The 14,442-nt window shown below is 72.0% G+C and carries 20 protein-coding genes; 1 reads left to right on the forward strand and 19 read right to left on the reverse strand.

From position 1 onward, the window contains the following. Position 1: 1 nt before the first annotated feature. The 17 genes from J2Y49_RS20135 to J2Y49_RS20215 form a co-directional block, all read right to left on the reverse strand. Positions 2–907 carry a hypothetical protein gene (locus J2Y49_RS20135; RefSeq protein ID WP_310116693.1) on the reverse strand — a complete coding sequence of 302 codons (906 nt, stop codon included), beginning with the start codon at positions 905–907 and terminating at the stop codon, positions 2–4. Further along, positions 904–3,375: a conjugal transfer protein TrbE gene (locus tag J2Y49_RS20140; protein ID WP_310116696.1), complete on the reverse strand. Its 2,472-nt coding sequence runs from the start codon at positions 3,373–3,375 to the stop codon at positions 904–906. Before J2Y49_RS20140 ends, J2Y49_RS20135 begins: the two co-directional genes overlap by 4 nt. A 3-nt stretch (positions 3,376–3,378) precedes the next feature. Continuing rightward, positions 3,379–3,711 carry a VirB3 family type IV secretion system protein gene (locus J2Y49_RS20145; RefSeq protein ID WP_310116698.1) on the reverse strand — a complete coding sequence of 111 codons (333 nt, stop codon included), beginning with the start codon at positions 3,709–3,711 and terminating at the stop codon, positions 3,379–3,381. 3 nt (positions 3,712–3,714) lie between these two features. After that, the gene (locus tag J2Y49_RS20150) at positions 3,715–4,005 is read right to left on the reverse strand and encodes a hypothetical protein (protein ID WP_310116699.1); all 291 of its coding nucleotides are present in this window, start codon (positions 4,003–4,005) and stop codon (positions 3,715–3,717) included. Continuing rightward, the gene (locus J2Y49_RS20155; protein ID WP_310116701.1) at positions 3,989–5,023 is read right to left on the reverse strand and encodes an ATPase, T2SS/T4P/T4SS family; all 1,035 of its coding nucleotides are present in this window, start codon (positions 5,021–5,023) and stop codon (positions 3,989–3,991) included. The genes J2Y49_RS20150 and J2Y49_RS20155 overlap by 17 nt, the downstream gene beginning before the upstream one ends. Further along, positions 5,020–5,403, reverse strand: a complete 384-nt coding sequence (locus J2Y49_RS20160; RefSeq protein ID WP_310116702.1) for a hypothetical protein — start codon at positions 5,401–5,403, stop codon at positions 5,020–5,022. Before J2Y49_RS20160 ends, J2Y49_RS20155 begins: the two co-directional genes overlap by 4 nt. Next, the gene (locus tag J2Y49_RS20165; protein ID WP_310116703.1) at positions 5,400–6,875 is read right to left on the reverse strand and encodes a type IV secretory system conjugative DNA transfer family protein; all 1,476 of its coding nucleotides are present in this window, start codon (positions 6,873–6,875) and stop codon (positions 5,400–5,402) included. The genes J2Y49_RS20160 and J2Y49_RS20165 overlap by 4 nt, the downstream gene beginning before the upstream one ends. Then, complete coding sequence (locus J2Y49_RS20170) at positions 6,872–7,231, reverse strand: hypothetical protein (RefSeq protein WP_310116705.1); 360 nt, start codon at positions 7,229–7,231, stop codon at positions 6,872–6,874. Before J2Y49_RS20170 ends, J2Y49_RS20165 begins: the two co-directional genes overlap by 4 nt. Next, entirely contained in the window at positions 7,228–7,971 is a 744-nt protein-coding gene (locus J2Y49_RS20175) for a hypothetical protein (RefSeq protein ID WP_310116707.1), read from the reverse strand. The genes J2Y49_RS20170 and J2Y49_RS20175 overlap by 4 nt, the downstream gene beginning before the upstream one ends. Before the next feature lie 337 nt (positions 7,972–8,308). Beyond that, the gene (locus J2Y49_RS20180) at positions 8,309–8,962 is read right to left on the reverse strand and encodes a chromosome partitioning protein (protein WP_310116708.1); all 654 of its coding nucleotides are present in this window, start codon (positions 8,960–8,962) and stop codon (positions 8,309–8,311) included. Continuing rightward, positions 8,959–9,192, reverse strand: a complete 234-nt coding sequence (locus J2Y49_RS20185) for a chromosome partitioning protein ParB (protein ID WP_310116710.1) — start codon at positions 9,190–9,192, stop codon at positions 8,959–8,961. Before J2Y49_RS20185 ends, J2Y49_RS20180 begins: the two co-directional genes overlap by 4 nt. After that, positions 9,189–9,827, reverse strand: a complete 639-nt coding sequence (gene parA, locus J2Y49_RS20190) for a ParA family partition ATPase (protein WP_310116712.1) — start codon at positions 9,825–9,827, stop codon at positions 9,189–9,191. Before parA ends, J2Y49_RS20185 begins: the two co-directional genes overlap by 4 nt. Next, on the reverse strand, positions 9,824–10,840 hold the full coding sequence (locus J2Y49_RS20195) for a replication initiator protein A (RefSeq protein WP_310116713.1): 1,017 nt from the start codon (positions 10,838–10,840) through the stop codon (positions 9,824–9,826). The genes parA and J2Y49_RS20195 overlap by 4 nt, the downstream gene beginning before the upstream one ends. A 12-nt stretch (positions 10,841–10,852) precedes the next feature. Continuing rightward, positions 10,853–11,095, reverse strand: coding sequence for a helix-turn-helix domain-containing protein (locus tag J2Y49_RS20200; protein ID WP_310116714.1), 243 nt, complete (start codon positions 11,093–11,095; stop codon positions 10,853–10,855). Between the two features lie 136 nt (positions 11,096–11,231). Further along, positions 11,232–11,735 (reverse strand): DUF2285 domain-containing protein, encoded by a 504-nt coding sequence (locus tag J2Y49_RS20205; protein ID WP_310116716.1) that lies wholly within the window; start codon positions 11,733–11,735, stop codon positions 11,232–11,234. After that, positions 11,704–12,045 (reverse strand): transcriptional regulator domain-containing protein, encoded by a 342-nt coding sequence (locus J2Y49_RS20210; RefSeq protein WP_310116718.1) that lies wholly within the window; start codon positions 12,043–12,045, stop codon positions 11,704–11,706. The genes J2Y49_RS20205 and J2Y49_RS20210 overlap by 32 nt, the downstream gene beginning before the upstream one ends. Positions 12,046–12,219: 174 nt before the next feature. Further along, positions 12,220–12,489, reverse strand: coding sequence for a DNA -binding domain-containing protein (locus J2Y49_RS20215; protein WP_310116721.1), 270 nt, complete (start codon positions 12,487–12,489; stop codon positions 12,220–12,222). 113 nt (positions 12,490–12,602) lie between these two features. Between J2Y49_RS20215 and J2Y49_RS20220 the strand changes: the two genes are divergently transcribed. Further along, positions 12,603–12,875 carry a helix-turn-helix transcriptional regulator gene (locus tag J2Y49_RS20220; protein WP_310116723.1) on the forward strand — a complete coding sequence of 91 codons (273 nt, stop codon included), beginning with the start codon at positions 12,603–12,605 and terminating at the stop codon, positions 12,873–12,875. A gap of 388 nt (positions 12,876–13,263) precedes the next feature. Here the strand turns inward: J2Y49_RS20220 and J2Y49_RS20225 are convergent, their stop codons facing one another. Next, the gene (locus J2Y49_RS20225; RefSeq protein WP_310116725.1) at positions 13,264–13,440 is read right to left on the reverse strand and encodes a hypothetical protein; all 177 of its coding nucleotides are present in this window, start codon (positions 13,438–13,440) and stop codon (positions 13,264–13,266) included. A 355-nt stretch (positions 13,441–13,795) separates the two neighbouring features. Further along, on the reverse strand, positions 13,796–14,092 hold the full coding sequence (locus J2Y49_RS20230; protein WP_310116727.1) for a DUF736 domain-containing protein: 297 nt from the start codon (positions 14,090–14,092) through the stop codon (positions 13,796–13,798). Between the last annotated feature and the right edge of the window lie 350 nt (positions 14,093–14,442).

Consider the following 14,442-nt stretch of genomic DNA (forward strand, 5'->3'; position numbering starts at 1 on the left):
CTCAGCTCCCCGGTGCGCCGTAGGTGTCGAGGCCCCGCCAGTTGATGCGCGTGTGCTGGCGGGCGCGCTCGACGGCGGCCTGCTCGTAGTCGAGCTGGGCTTCCGCCGCCCGGTGGTGGGCCGCCTGCATCATCAGCAGCTGGCCGGCGACCTCGGCGTTGAGCAGCGTCGCCTGGGTGCCGGCGTCGATGGCGCAGGTCTGGCCGTCGCACGCCTTCAGCGCCGCCATCAGCGCCCGGGCGCGGGCCGGGTAGTCCTCGATGCCGGTCATGACGTCGGCCGAGACCAGCTTGCTCGCCCGGCTGGCGTCCCGCGCCAGCCGCGCCTGCTCGGCCTGGTGGCCGGCGAGCGCCGCGGCGGACATGCCCTCCGGCAGGGCGTCGGGGTAGAGGTCGGCGAACTGCTGCCCGACGCCGTCCAGGCTCCACAGCACCCGGTCCACCAGGCCGGCGGTGCGGCGGGCGTCGCCGAGCCGGACGGCCACGTCGACGCGGGTGTCGAGGTCCGACAGCCGGCGCATGCGGATCATGTTGTCGATCTGGGTCAGCATGTGCGCGGTCTGGGCGATGATCTCGACCTCCTGGCGCTGCACCATCTCCTCGACGATGCGCGGCCGGCTCTCCACGATCGGGCAGCCGGGCGCCTGGGAGCCGCCGTTCCCCATCAGGCTGGAGCCGGCCCCCACGGCGGCGCCCACCGGACCGCCGGTGACGTAGCCGGCGACGGCGGACAGCGCGGTGCCGAACAGCCCGTCGCCCTCCTCGGAAAAGCAGCCTCCTCCGCCGCCACCGCCGAAGAAGCTGTTGAGCAGCCCGCCCAGGAAGGCGTGGGCCGGAGGCGGGCCGGCGGTCAGGCCGACCGTGAGGGCGAGCGCCGCCGTGGCGACGCGCAGGGTGCTGGTCCTCATGGAATTTCTCCTTCATGGATCGTCTCCAGGGGGTCGGCGGCGTCCTTCAGGCCGTTGCGGCGCAGCCATTCCGCGGCGAAGCGCTGCGGCCCGACGTCGCTCCTCAGCTCGAAGGCCCGGCGCTTGTGAGCCGCCCCGCCGCAGCCGCAGACGGCCAGGGCGGCGGGATCGAGGGTGAGCTGACCGAGCCGGCTGCCCTCGGGCGTCTTGAAGAAGAGGTCGCGGCGCGGCATGGCGCGGGCGACCTGAGCGGCCTGGGTGGCGTTCAGTCCCCAGTCCCGGAGAATGGAGCGCTTGGCGGCGTTGGGGTCGGCGAGCAGCACCAGGACCTGGATGGTCTTCAGCATCGCCGCGATGGCCGAGCCCTCGATGTCGTCGAGCTGGTGGGTGGCCAGCACCAGGGCGACGTTCTTCTTCGGCCCGCGCCGGCGCAGTTCGTCCAGCTCGGCCGGCTGGTGCTTCAGCGCCTTGAACGCTTCGTCCACCAGGAACAGGGTCGGCCGGCCGTCCTCGAACAGCCGGTAGAAGCGGCGGAACAGCGCCTTGATCACCGGGGCGGCGCCGGGGCCGCGGTCGATCAGCGCGCCGATGTCCACCGTGGTCCAGGCCGAGCCGAGGAAACGGTCCTCCGCCGCATCGACGAGGTCGCCGTAGGGGCCGCCGCGGCAGTAGGGTTCCAGCGCGATGCGGACGATGTTGTCCTGCACCAGATGGGCAAGGTGCGACAGCGTGCGTTCGGACGGCGGCGAGACGGCCAGCAGGTGAAGCGCTGCGTCCACTGCGTCGCCGGCCTCGGCGGCCGACAGGTTGCCCGGCGCCAGGACGCCCTGGAGGCGCAGCAGGTCCATGACGAAGCCGTGGCTCCAGGCGAAGCCGTTGGAGGTGTCGACGTCGGCCAGCGGCTGCAAGGCGAGGTCGCCGAGCGCCCCGTCACCGGAGCCCATGGACAGGAACTCGCCGCCGGCTGTCCAGGTCGCCACCAGCGACGTGCTCTCCGTGGCGTCCACATCGATCCACACCACACGGGCGCCCGGCACGCGGGCGAGGAACTGGTGGCCCATGAAGGCCAGCACAGTGGACTTGCCGGTGCGCGGTGGGCCGATCACCAGCGCCGCCCCGTCCTGGCCCTGGTGGATGTCGACCATCAACGGGGTGCCGCCCTCGGCCTCCAACTGCATGAGGGGATCGCACTTGAGGTGCGGGTTGCGCTCCGGCCCGCCCCAGGCCGAGGAGAGGATGAGGAAGTCGGCAAGCTGGACCTGGGTCAGCGGCACCTTGCGCGGGTTCGGGCGCACGTGGCCGGGCAGCGTGCCGTACCACGCCCGCTCGGCGCCCCAGGTCTCCTCGATGATGGTGAAGCCCAGCGTGCGCAACGCCTTCACCAGTTCGTCGCGGCGCTCCTCGACCTCCTCCACCGAGCGGCCCCACAGCACGGCGGTGGGCGTCATCCAGCCGGAGCTGGTGCCGGCCTGTTCGGCTTCCAGGCGGGCGGCCTCGGCCTCCAGCGCCTCCATGACGCCGACCGGGTCGTGGCGCAGGGCGGCATAGCCGCCGACCGCACGCAGTAGCACCGAACGCCAGTCGTAGGAGGTGTCGTCGTGCTTGCGCCACAGGGCGGCGAAGACGCCGCGCGCCTGGACGTGGTCCATCGCCTCGAAGCGCACCGACCAGCGGAACTCGAAGGGCAGCTTGTCGAGCACGTTGAGCAGGCCGGGGTGGCTGACCTTGGGGTAGCCGCCGATGCCGATCATGCGGACCGGCCATTCGGTCCCGCCGTTGCTCCAGGCCGGGAACGAGCCGGGCTTGAAGCCGACGTCCACGAGGTTGGCCTTGATCGGAAAACCCGGAAGGTCGGGGGCGGTGACGTGGCGCTGGTACAGCGGCGAGACGCAGTTGTGCAGCAGGGTCTGCACACCGTCATCGTCCAGCATGCGCGCCCACCCCACCGCGCGGCCGAGCAGGGACGCGAACTGGAGCACCAGTTGGCGGAAGGGCTCGACGTGATCGCGCATGACATCCGGCCGGGCGCGTTCCGGCGGGTTGCGGGTGAACCAGGAGGCCACCGTGCGGGTGGTCGGCCGGGACGGCGTGTAGGTGATCGCCACGAAGGTGCGGGTGCGCAGTTGGCACCCGGTTCCGTCCAGCCGGGCGCGGCGCTCGCCGTCGATCAGCTCGGAGACAGGGTGCGAGCCGGTGGAGCGCGGGTAGCCGCCGACCTCGCGCCGCTGCATCTCGAAGTGGAAGGTCCAGCCGCCGGTAAAGGGGAACAGCACGTTGCCGGCAGCCAGCGCCGTCTGCATCCGCTCGGCCGGGTCTTGACCGTCCTGGTCGCGGCCGCCGTACTCGACGACGGCCATCAGCGCGCCGTCCTCCTCCAGCAGCACCACGCCGGGCCAGACGAAGCAGTCCCACGGCAGGTGCCGGGACAGGGCGTCGAAGCCGTCGTCGAAGGCGGTCAGGTCGAGCATGCCTCACCTCGGGGCGCGGTAGGACGAGAGGGACAGCGAGCGGCCGCGGGTGCGCAGCGCCCGCAGCAGCCAGGCCGAGGCGTTCTGGCGGACGATCTCCAGCCACCAGGGATCGCGGCGCGTCAGGTAGCGCGCCGTCAGGAAGACGAGCAGGAACCCCGCCACCGCCTGGAGGATGGCGCCCAGCGCCAGCCACAGTTCCGCGGCCAGCCAGACGGCGATGGCCAGCAGTTCCATGGGCACGCCGAGCGGCATCTTGGTCGGCCGCACCGAGGTGCGGCGCACCGGCTTCTCCCAGCCGTCGGGAACGGACGGCGGCGGCAGCGGGGAGTCCATGCCTCAGCCCCCCGCCAACGCAATGATGGCATCGCGGGCGCCGTAGGCGGCGGCGCCGGCCACGGTGAAGACGAACACCACCACCCCGGCGATGCGGGAGAACATCGCCGCAACCAGCGCCAGCAGCAGCCCGGCGGTGACGGCGATCGGCACGAAGTTGGTGTCGAACACCGCCTGCCAGGACAGCAGCTCGGCGCCCAGGTTGGCGATCACCTGGGCGTGCGCCGGCAGCGCCGTCCACGCCAGCACCAGCGCCAGGACCAGCCCCCGGCGCGCGTTACCGTTGCGTCGCATCGTCACCTCCACCGTCAAGCTCCCCCGCCCCCAGCGGACGGAGGACGAAGCCGTGGTCCGGGTCGAAGCGCTCGACCCGGACGATCTCGTTCACGAAGCGGCGCCCGTCGGGGTAGCGGGCGAGGTGCACCACCACGTGCACCGCCTTGGCGATCCAGCGCATCTGCAAGGCGTCCATGACGACGCCGCCGAGGCCGACCATCTGCGCGATACGGTCGAGCGCGTCCCAGGCGGAACCGGCGTGCACGGTGCACAGCCCCGGATGCCCGGTGGTCCAGCCGACCACCATCTGCCGCGCCTCGGCCCGGCGCACCTCGCCCAGCACCAGGTGCGTCATCGGCACGCGCAGCGCGTTGGCGACCAGCGTCTCCAGGGTGACCGGCGGCTCGGCCCACGGGTCGGCGACCATGGCGTAGGCGTGCGGGCACGGCGGCTCGAACTCGTAGGGGTCCTGGAGCACCGCCGGCAGGCCGTCCCGGAAGGCCGGTTCCTCCAGGCAGGCGCGCAGCAGCGTGGTCTTGCCGGTGTCCACGTCGCCGGCGATCACCACCGTGCGGCGCCCGGCGATCAGCCGGCGGAGGATCCGCGCCTGAAGTGTTGTCGCGGCGCCGGACCGCACCCAGTCGTCGAGGGTGATGCGGCCGCGGTAGGGCTTGCGGATCGAGCAGGCCGGGCCGGTGGTGACCGGCTCGATGTCGGCGTGGATGCGCTCGCCGGTCTCCGGCAGGGTGACGTCGAGCGTCGGACGGTCGCGGCGCAGCTCCTTGCGCTGGAAGCCGGCGACGGTGGCCAAGAAGCGGCGGACCTGGTCGGGATCGGCCTCGCGCACGAACTCCGGCGACGGGCCGTTCTTGACCAGCACCCGGCAGTTTCCCTGCCCACGAAGAGGCGGCAGCACCAGGACGTTGGCGACGTCGTCGCGGGCCAGCAGGTCGCCGAACAGATCCTCCCGCAGCCGGCCCAGCGACGCCAGCAGCAGGGCCTGACGGTCGGGATCGGACCCCGCCGGCCCGGTCATGGCGCCCCCCCGGCGCCGGCCTCCTTCGGGTGGAAGCCGTCGCGCACGCTGGGCACCGTGCGGCGGGGATGGCCGAGCCGCTCGTGGATCGCCGCCTTGGTCTCGGCGACCACCGCCGGGTCGAGATCGTGCACCAGGTTGAGCACCGCCACCACGGTGATCAGCAGGTCGTCGATGCGGGCGACGGTGGCCTCCAGCCGCTCCGTCTTCGCCCGCTCGTTCGCGATGGCGTCGAGCCCCTTGTCGAGCACATGGATCAGGGCATCGCTCAGCGTGCGCAGCCCCTGGCGGGTCTGCACCAGGGCGAGCTGATCGGCCAGCAGCGCCGGGATGCGGGCGGAGATCGGCCGGGTGGCCGGGTCGTCGGGGGTGTCGGTCATGGCCAGAGCCTCGGGGGTATGCCGGGACGGCGCGGCGCCGGCGGAGCGGGTGCGCGGTCGGCCGTGCCGGCGGGGTGACCCGTGCCGAACCAGCGGTTGGCGTCCGGGTTGGGAGTCCAGGCCGCCGCGGTGCGGCCGTAGAGCGGGCGCCACAGCGGATCGGCGTAGGGGTGCAGGCGGGTGGCGCGGATCGGCTTGCCGTAGCCGAAGACGATCAGGTCGTTGCCGTCCATCTCCAACGCCGCGTGCATCGGCAGCACCGGCCGGCGGTCCACCCGCACCCCGCGGCTGACCGTGGGGAACAGGTCGAGCAGGCCCTTGGAGGTCGAGCGCGTCGGCACCTCCTCGATGGCCTCGCCGACCATGCGGCTGATCCGTTCGGCCTCGTCCGAGGAGTTGGGGCGGAAGACCAGCAGCCGGCAGTTGGCGGTGAGGCCGCGGCCGTACTCCTCCTCCACCTCCGACAGGCTCTGGGCCAGCAGCAGCAGGCGGATGCCGTATTCGCGGACGTACTTGATCCACTCCGCCGCCTCGCGCAGGTGGAACTGCAGGAACTCGTCGAGCGCCACCAGCAGCCGCCAGCGCCGCGCCCGGCCGTCGTCGGCCAGGCTGCGGTCGATGGTGAGGAAATCCACCATCTGCGTCAGGATCAGCTTGAAGACGCGCTTCAGGCGCCGGGCGTCGAGCGGGCGGGCGACGATGTAGAGGGTGACCGGCCGCTCGCCGGCCACCAGGTCGGAAATGGAGAAGTCGCTGACGGCGGTCTGGGCTTCCAGCACCGGGTCTTCGAACTCGGCGAGCAGCACCGAGGCGGTGACGTAGACCGACTTGCGGTAGTGCAGGCTCTTGTCGGCGCCGCCGCCCCGCCCGCCCTTGGGCTTGCCGGCGGCTTCGTCGCGCTCGGCGGTGTCGGCGGCGGCGAGGCTCTTGTCCCACAGCTCCTGGGCGGCGCGCTGGGCGGTCGGGTGGACGCCCTCGGCCAGCATCAGCGCCAGCCCGTCGTCGCCGAGCAGGATGTGCCGGCGCGCACCGGCCAGCGACTTCTCGCCGTCGGCCGCCGCGGTGAGCAGGTAGACGAAGACGCCGGTGAGGTAGGAGAAGGCGGCGTTGCGCCAGTGCCCCTCCTGCTCGCCCTCGGTGAGGATGCGCGCGGCGTGCTGGCAGTCGGGGACGAGGTAGGGCTCCGGCCGCACCGCCATCAGCGGGTTGTAGCGGGGACCGCCCGACCGGGCGAGGTCGAGCACGATGACGTCGCCGAAGCGGGTGCGGGCGCGGCTGGTGTCCTCGGTGACCGAGCCCTTGAAGTCCCAGACCACCGCGCTCTCGCGCCACGCCGCCAGCAGCGTCGGATGGACGACCGTCGTGGTCTTGCCCGAGCCGGTCGGACCGATGACGAGGACCGGCTGCATGGTGCGCTCGCGCAGCGGCTCCCGGCCGTAGGCGCCGAGGATGATGGCGGAGGGTTCGGTCATCGCCGTCCCCCTCCCAGCAGGCCGCTGCGCCGGACGTCGGTCCGCGTGGCCCAGCGGCCGGCGCCGAACCCATGGGCCCGGTTTCCCCGGAGGTCGAGGCCGGCGCGCACCGCCAGGGCCAGCGCGCAGGCGCCCGACACCAGCGTGGCGCCGTCGACGATCCAGCGGTGGCCGGGGGCCAGCAGGCCGCGCCAAGCCAGGAACTGGCCGGGTCCGTACAGGGCGATCGGACCGACGCGCCACCCGCCGAAGACGGCCGGCCAGGCGAACAGCCAGCCGACCAGCTCGGTGATCGCAAACAGGGCAACGAGCCAGACCAGCAGCAGGGTTCCGAAGCGGACGATGGGAGCGGTCACAGCTCGTGCCCTCCCAGGTCCTGGAGATCGTCACGCCCGGCCTCGCGGCCGCGCTGCTGCTCGCGCAGCCGCTGCATTTCGACGAGCTGGCGGTCGAAGTCCTGGCGCTCGCGCTCGGTCATGTAGCCGAGGCGGTCGGTGGTGACCTCGATGGCGTCGTGACGCAGCCAGCGCGAGACGACGTCCGGGTCGAGGTAGAGGTCGCGGTCGTTCTGCACGCCGCGCACCATGATGTGGAGGTGCTGGTTGCCGTCCGGGTGCGCCATGTCAGGCTTGCGCTCGACCGAGGCCACCCACTCCAGCGGGCCGACCCGGCGCTCCCAGGCGGCAACGACATCACGGCCGTAGGACACCATGTCGTCGATGCGGTGGCCGTCGTTGGGGCTGACGATGACGTGGAACACCCGGCGGTCGGCCAACCAGGCGTCCACGATCTCGGCGGTGTCGATGCCCAGCCGGTCGCGGTCGAACAGCGGGCCTTCCTTGGCCAGGTAGTTGGCCAGAACCGCGACGGTGTTCGGGTAGGCGCCGCGGGCGCGGTCGTGGTAGAGCACCTTGACGGTGACCGGGCGGGCGTAGGGACCGGCCTGCGGCGGCGCGCCCTTGACGCGGACCTTCTGCATCGGCCGGCGGGTGTAGGCGCGGGCAAGGCGGCGGCCGCGGTCGGCCAACGCCTTCATCCGCGCCTTGAAACCGTCATCGTCGAGGATGCCCGCGAAGAGGCCGAAACGCTGCCCCATGCCCTGCCCTCCCATGCCACCACCCAAGTCGTGGCGTCACAGAAATATCGCCGCCGGCAGAAAATCATCAATCATTCTGAGGGGTTATCGGGATATCGAAGCCTGTATGCACCGGCATACCACAGACCTTCCTGAATACAGGCAAGCCATTGAAAAGCAACGACGGACGATCCCGCTGCATACGCTCTTTTATCTTGCTGACCGTTGATTTCTCTTCTTCCTCATACCCTCACGTAAACCCGCCAAAGCTTGGACGTCCTGTCCGGTTTCCTGTCTTTGCACGCCGTAGTGCGATCGGCTTCGCTCCGGAGACGGAGCGGGCCGCTGCCCTGCCCGATCAGCCCGCCACCGGGACCGATCCCAGGCCGAAGACCTCCGAGACGAGACCGCGGACGTCGGCTTCGGCCCGCCCGGCCATCTCCAACTCCGGCACCAGCAGCCCGGTGTTCCGGCTCGTCGCGAACACCATCCGCCGACGCACCACCGCCTCCGACACCGGCAGGCGCAGGCCCAGCACCTGAGCCTCGGTCCCCGGTTCGACCAGCACGCTCTCCGGCGCCTGGGTCAGCACCAGGGCCGCAGTCAACGCCGGCTCGGCCGCCAGCGCCTCGACGACCAGCTGCATGGTGGCGGCACAGCGCCCCACCGCCTTCCGGTCCGGCGGCGTCGGCATCAGCACGGTCTCCGCCACCAGCAGGGCCGCCCGCACCGCCGCCGGCGAACGGGCCGGGGTGTCGATGACCACGTGGTCGACGCTGATGCCCAGCCCCCACAGCCCGCAGCGCAACTGGGCGCTGGTAATCGTGACGGTGTCGAACAGGGCCGGCAGGTCGTTGCGCCCGCGCATTCCCGCCCAGTCCCGCACGCCCGAAGCGCCATCGACGTCGAGCAGCGCCACCCGCTTGCCTTGCAGGGCCAACTCGCCGGCCAGGTTGACCGCCAGCGTGGTGCGGCCCACCCCCGGCGCCAGGTTCACCAGGGCGGCGATCATCGCCCCTCCTCCCCGGCGAAGCGGGCTTCCAGCAGCTCGCGCAGCAGCGCCGCCATGGTGACGCCGCGCCGGAAAGCGGCGATCCTGATCCGCCCGCGCAGCTCCGGTGTGATGTCCACCGTCAGCCGCGCGGTGTAGACCTCCGCCTTGGCCGGCCCGCCCTCGCCCCGGCGCACCCAGGCGTCGGGCGCACCGGGGCGGGCGCCGAAGCCGATCCGTTCCGCGCTCATGGCCCGGTTCCCAGCAGCTCGGCGGCCAGGGCCGCGATCTCCAGCGCCGCCGTGGAACCCGGCTCGCTCTCGAAGGCCAGCCGGCCGGAGCGCACGCAGCGGGCGAAGACGACGCGCTGGCCGACCGACGCCGCCATCGCCGGCGGCACCACCCCGGCCAGTTCGCGGCGGGCTTCGGCCAGCAGCCGGGTCCGGGCGATGCAGCGGTTGAGCAGGAAGCGGGCGGTCAGGCCGGGCCGCCAGCCGCGCGCCTCGTCGAGCAGGCGCAGCAGCTCGGCCGAAGCCCAGGCGTCGAACGGGCTGGGCTGCACCGGGATCAGCACCCGCTCGGCGGTCAGGATCGCCGAGCGCGCCAGCGCCGTCACCCGCGGCGGCCCGTCGATGACCACGTGCTCGACCCCGGAGGCCAGGTCGGGCACCTCGCGGTGCAGCGTCTCGCGCGCCAGCCCGACCATGGCGAACAGCCGCGGCAGCCCCTCGCGGTTGCGCTGCTCGGCCCAGTCGAGCGCCGAGCCCTGGGGATCGGCGTCGACTAGCAGCACGCGATGGCCAAGCCGGGTCAGTTCTCCGGCGAGGTGGAGGGCGAGCGTCGTCTTGCCGACACCCCCCTTCTGGTTGAGGAAGGCCACGATCATCGCCGCGCCCTCCCCGTCTGGAGATGGTTATCCACAGGGAGAGGATTCGTGGAGTCAGCCGCCAAGAGTCTGTTATTGTTTAAGTTATATAAGTTATAGGGGCGAATCGGTGAGGCGGGACAAGGGCTTGACTCCGAGTCGGGGTGGCGTTCTCCCGCGAGTCGGCATGGCGATCTCCCGATTTCCGATAGATGTGATGTCCCGTCATCATTCACAGGCTGTCCACAGGAGGCTGTGGACAGGTTCGCGGCGGTCCGTTCTCGGGAGAACAGCAGGCGTTCCTCGCCGCCACCCCGCTCGATGGACAGCTGGTAACCCGGCAGGCCGGTGGACGCGATCCGCCGGATGTGGCGGGCGAACTCGGCCAGGCGCACCGGACTGCCGCTGCGGGCGTGCAGGCGGCGCAACCCGATGGCGCTGCCGCCGTGCTGCCGGCCGCCCATCTTGCGCACCAGCCGGTACAGCCAGCGCGCCACCCCGCCGGTGAGGTCGAAATAGCTGGAGTCCAGCGTCAGCACGCGACGCTCGCACACCGCCGTGAACAGCCACTCCGGCAGCGTCAGGCGGACGCCGGCCGCGGTCGGTTCCCACCCCTCCAGCCAGCGGAAACGGGCCGCCCCCTCCGGCCCGGCGCGCAGCGTAGTCTCGACGCGGGTGGCCGCCAGCCGGTCAAAGGCGGCGCGCAGCAGCGCGTAGTCGTGCCGGCCAACGCCGCGGCCGAGGAAGCGCAGAAGCGGATACGCCGGGGTTTCCAGATGCCGGCTGGGCGTCCGGCCGGCGTCGAGGGCCTCGGTCAGCTGGCTGACCGCCCAGACCAGCGCGTCGGCGTCCCAGAGGGTGGCGATGCCGAGGCCGCCGGCCGGCTCGACCCGGATGCGCACCGCCCCCTGCTCGAAGACGATGGGCGCGTGGCGTGGCGATTTTGCGAGGCTGAACCACGGCCAGATCATCAGGTCGGCCACGTCGCGCACCGCGATGTCGGTGCGGCGGGCGGGAAAGCGAGGGTCGTCCATGCTCCCCTCCCCTCAGCGGCGGGCCGGCCGCACGGCGCCGGCGCCGGGGTCGGAGGTGGAGGTGCGCAGGCCGCGGTCGGCCCAGGCTTTCAGGTCGTCGAGCGCGTAGACGACGCGGCCGCCGATCTTGCGGTAGCGCGGGCCGGTGCCGTAGACGCGGTGCTTCTCCAGCGTCCGGCCGGACAGGCCGAGGAAGTGCGCGGCCTCGGCCGTGCGCAGGAAACGGTGCGGCAGGTCGTCGGCGGTGTCGTGCATGGTCGAGCCTCCGTGAGCCGAAGCGCACCGCCGGGAGCGGCGGGGCGCGATGGCGGAAGGCTCGCGGAAACACGGAAACGCCGGGGAGGGGAAAGACCAGCGGGGCCGGAGTCCCCCGGCCCCTTCCTGCGGCGGTCTACCGCTGGCCGCGCCCGAGGCGGCCGGCCAGCAGCTCGCGGTAGCCGCCGGCCATCAGCCGCCGGCCCCGGCGGACCAGGTAGCGGACTTGGTCGCGCAGGGGGCTGGAGCGAAACCAGTCGGCCGCCACCCGCTTCGGACCGAACACCGCCTCGGCGGTGTCGCGCAGGCTGGCGCCGGCCAGGGCGGCGTCGAGCGCCTGCAGGGCGTGGCGCAGCAGACCCGTCTGGTACGGCGTCAGCTCGGGCGGCGGTGGCCGGCCCGCCATCAGCGCCGCCAGCCGCTCGATCCCGGCGACCTGCGGCGCCCGCGGCCGGTCGAACGCCACGGCGGCCCACATCGCCGTTCCCGGTGCCGGCAGGTCGGGCGCCAGGACCAGAAACCGCCGCTCGCAGGCGCCGTCGGCGATCACCACGTGGAAACCGTCCGGGGTCGGCAGCACCGCCCGCCGCCCCGGCCCGGCCAGCGGATCAGCGTCCGGAGCCACGGGGATCGGCTGCATGGGAACCGGGACCAGCCGCACCAGGTCCGGCAGCAGGTCCGGCGTCCAGAAGATCGCCGTGTCGTGGGCGGTCCGGTCCGGGTCCTCGGCGAAAGGACAACCCCCAGCGCCGACCGACGGCGGCGTGCTCGGGCGAGCGCGGCGCGGCGGCCCGCGTCGCGGCCCTGTACTCCGGATTGCGGCGCAGGAACTCCCACGCCCAGCCCGCCACCGGCAGCGACGCCGTGTCGGCGTAAGCGGCGGCGGACCGCCAGTCTCTCGTGCCTGTCATGAAACCGTCCTCGTCATGGATGAAGGGACGGATGCGCATCCAAACGCTCAGGTTGCGAAGGGCCGAACGCGCCGGTAGGCCGGTGCGGCGTATCGGGGGATCGATGCAACCGGCACACCCCGATCGAAAGGGGAGGAAGCGCTTGATCGGACAGGAAAAGAGCCGTCAAGGCGGCGTTCGGCACTGCCGGACGCGCCGGACGGCAATGGCGGCTTAACCTGAAACGAGCAGGTGGCGGTAGCCGCTTTCGGTCATCCAACGGGCGCGGGCAAGGTGGCTGGCGTGGGCACGCCGGGCGCGCTCGGGCTCCTCGTCCGGGTCGATGCGCAGCACGATCCGGGCGACCTCGTCGGGGTCGGCGCCGTCCGCCGCGGCGTCGAGCAGGCGCAGGTAGGTCACCAGATGCAGCCGGTCGTAGTCGGTCAGCGTCTCGCTGGTGGGCGCCACGTCGAACACCGGCGCGTCGATGCGCGGCTTCCTCATGCGCAGCCTCCTTTCCGTTCAGCCATGCAGACCACTCGGCAGCCGGGGGCCCGCGTCGGAATGGTAGATGTATCCCGTGGAGACTTTCCCCGCAATGGGGCTCCATCCTGGCGATGGAGGACCTGCCCGACATCCTGGCCGCGAACATCCGGCGCCTGCGGCGTGAGCGCGACATCACGCAGGAGGAGCTTGCGCATATCTCGGGCATCGACCGCAGCTACGTCGGCCAGATCGAGCGGGCCGAGCACAAGGCGAGCGTGGTGACGCTCGGCCGGCTGGCGCGGGCGCTGAAGGTGCTCCCCGGCGATCTGCTGGCGCTGCCCCCCGATCACCCCTTCCTCTCCGAACTGGCCGGCCCCACCCGGGACGGCGATGGCGGTGCGTGACGACATACGTGGGTAGGACGCCACGTTTCCGCCATCATTGCTTTTGGGGGTGAAGGGTTGGCAATGCCAACGGTTTCCGGGAGAGGTGCGTGTCTTTTTAGGCATATGCCGGCCAAATCCGGACTGCGGCCGAGGTGCATTGCCGTATTCTCGGGAGCCCGGATTTCCGGATCGGCGGAAGTCCGGATCAGTGGAAAGCCGGATATATGGACCGCCGGCTTCCCGTAAATCCGGACAGGAGAGGAGCCGTGCGCCCGATGACGGCGGCCGGCAGAAGGGCGGAGGATCACCGGCGCAGCGCCGGACAGACGCATGGCGAAACAGAGCGCGCCGGCAGGCGTCCTCCGGCCACACGACGAGGCTCTTGGCCGCGACGCACGGCGCCGCCTCAAGCGGGCGGCGCCTCCCCGATGAACACCGCCGCATCGGCGGCGCGGTCCATCCTCGCCTGCCGGGCGAGGAGCTGGTCCAGTTCGGCCCGGGCCTGGGCGCGTTCGCGGCGGGTCAGGGCGCAGGATGCCAGCTCGGCCCGCAGTTCCCGGACTTGGTCGTGGATGGTGAGCATCGTCCCCTCCTCTGGTTTTGAAGACGAGGGGGCGTCACGATGCCGGAGCGGTCCGGGTCGAGGATCGCCACAGGCGACCGGCCTGCCGGCGAGCGGGGGAGCCAAAAGGCGCAGCCTTTTGGGGGAACCGCTCGTCCTCGAGGCGGGCCGCTCCGGCATGGTAGGCTGGGACGTCCGAAGAGACAGACGGACTTTCGGGAGCACGGGACTCCCCCATCTCGGCCCGTGATCGGTCGCACGGCGATCACGGCCATCATGAGCGCCAGCGCCAGCCGCTCGCCGCGTTCCAGCACGCCCGTTATGGCCCAGAGCCGGTTGCGGCGCCCCGGGGGAGTGCCGCAACCGGTGGCCGGCCTCAGCGGGACCAGATCAGGACGTAGCCGCCGTCAACCTCGACTAAGCTGGCGTAGATCGGAGCCGGGAAGCTCGGATCGTCGAGCTTGACCGAGTGGTAGTCGCGGCCGGTTTCCTTGGCGGTCTTGCGCCAGCCGGCGCCGATCTCGATCCCGTTGCTCTGGGCGCGCAGGTCGGGAGCCTTGTCGCTGTCCTTCGCGGCCGGGACGAAGCGGGCCTTGATGTTGAGGGTGAGCGTCCGAATGGTCCCGGTAAAGGAGCCGTCGTCGTTGCGGGTGAAGGTACCGATCTGAGCCATGGTCGCCTCCTGCGGGGGTCGGCCGCGACCACCGCGGCCTTGATGGCGATCACAAGGGCGCCGGGCGACCGGCCTGCACGCGCAAGGGCCGCAGCGCAGCGGAGGACGGCCGGGGGCCGGGCTTCTTGTCGCGCGAGGAAGCCGCGCACAGGCGCAGCCGGGCACGGCGGGGAAGAAGGCCGGCCCCCGGCCGTTGCGGGATCGAGGTCGGGCTGCCCCGCAGCCGTACCCGGCGTCAGGGTCGCCAGCAGGAAAGGCCGCCGTGGTCGAGCCGCGAGCCGTTCCGCCGGAGACGACACCGCTCACGGCGCCGCAGCGCAACGCCGGATGCAATCTTACCGGAAACGGCA

It is taken from the genome of Azospirillum sp. BE72 (genome assembly GCF_031455875.1).
Classification (GTDB): domain Bacteria; phylum Pseudomonadota; class Alphaproteobacteria; order Azospirillales; family Azospirillaceae; genus Azospirillum.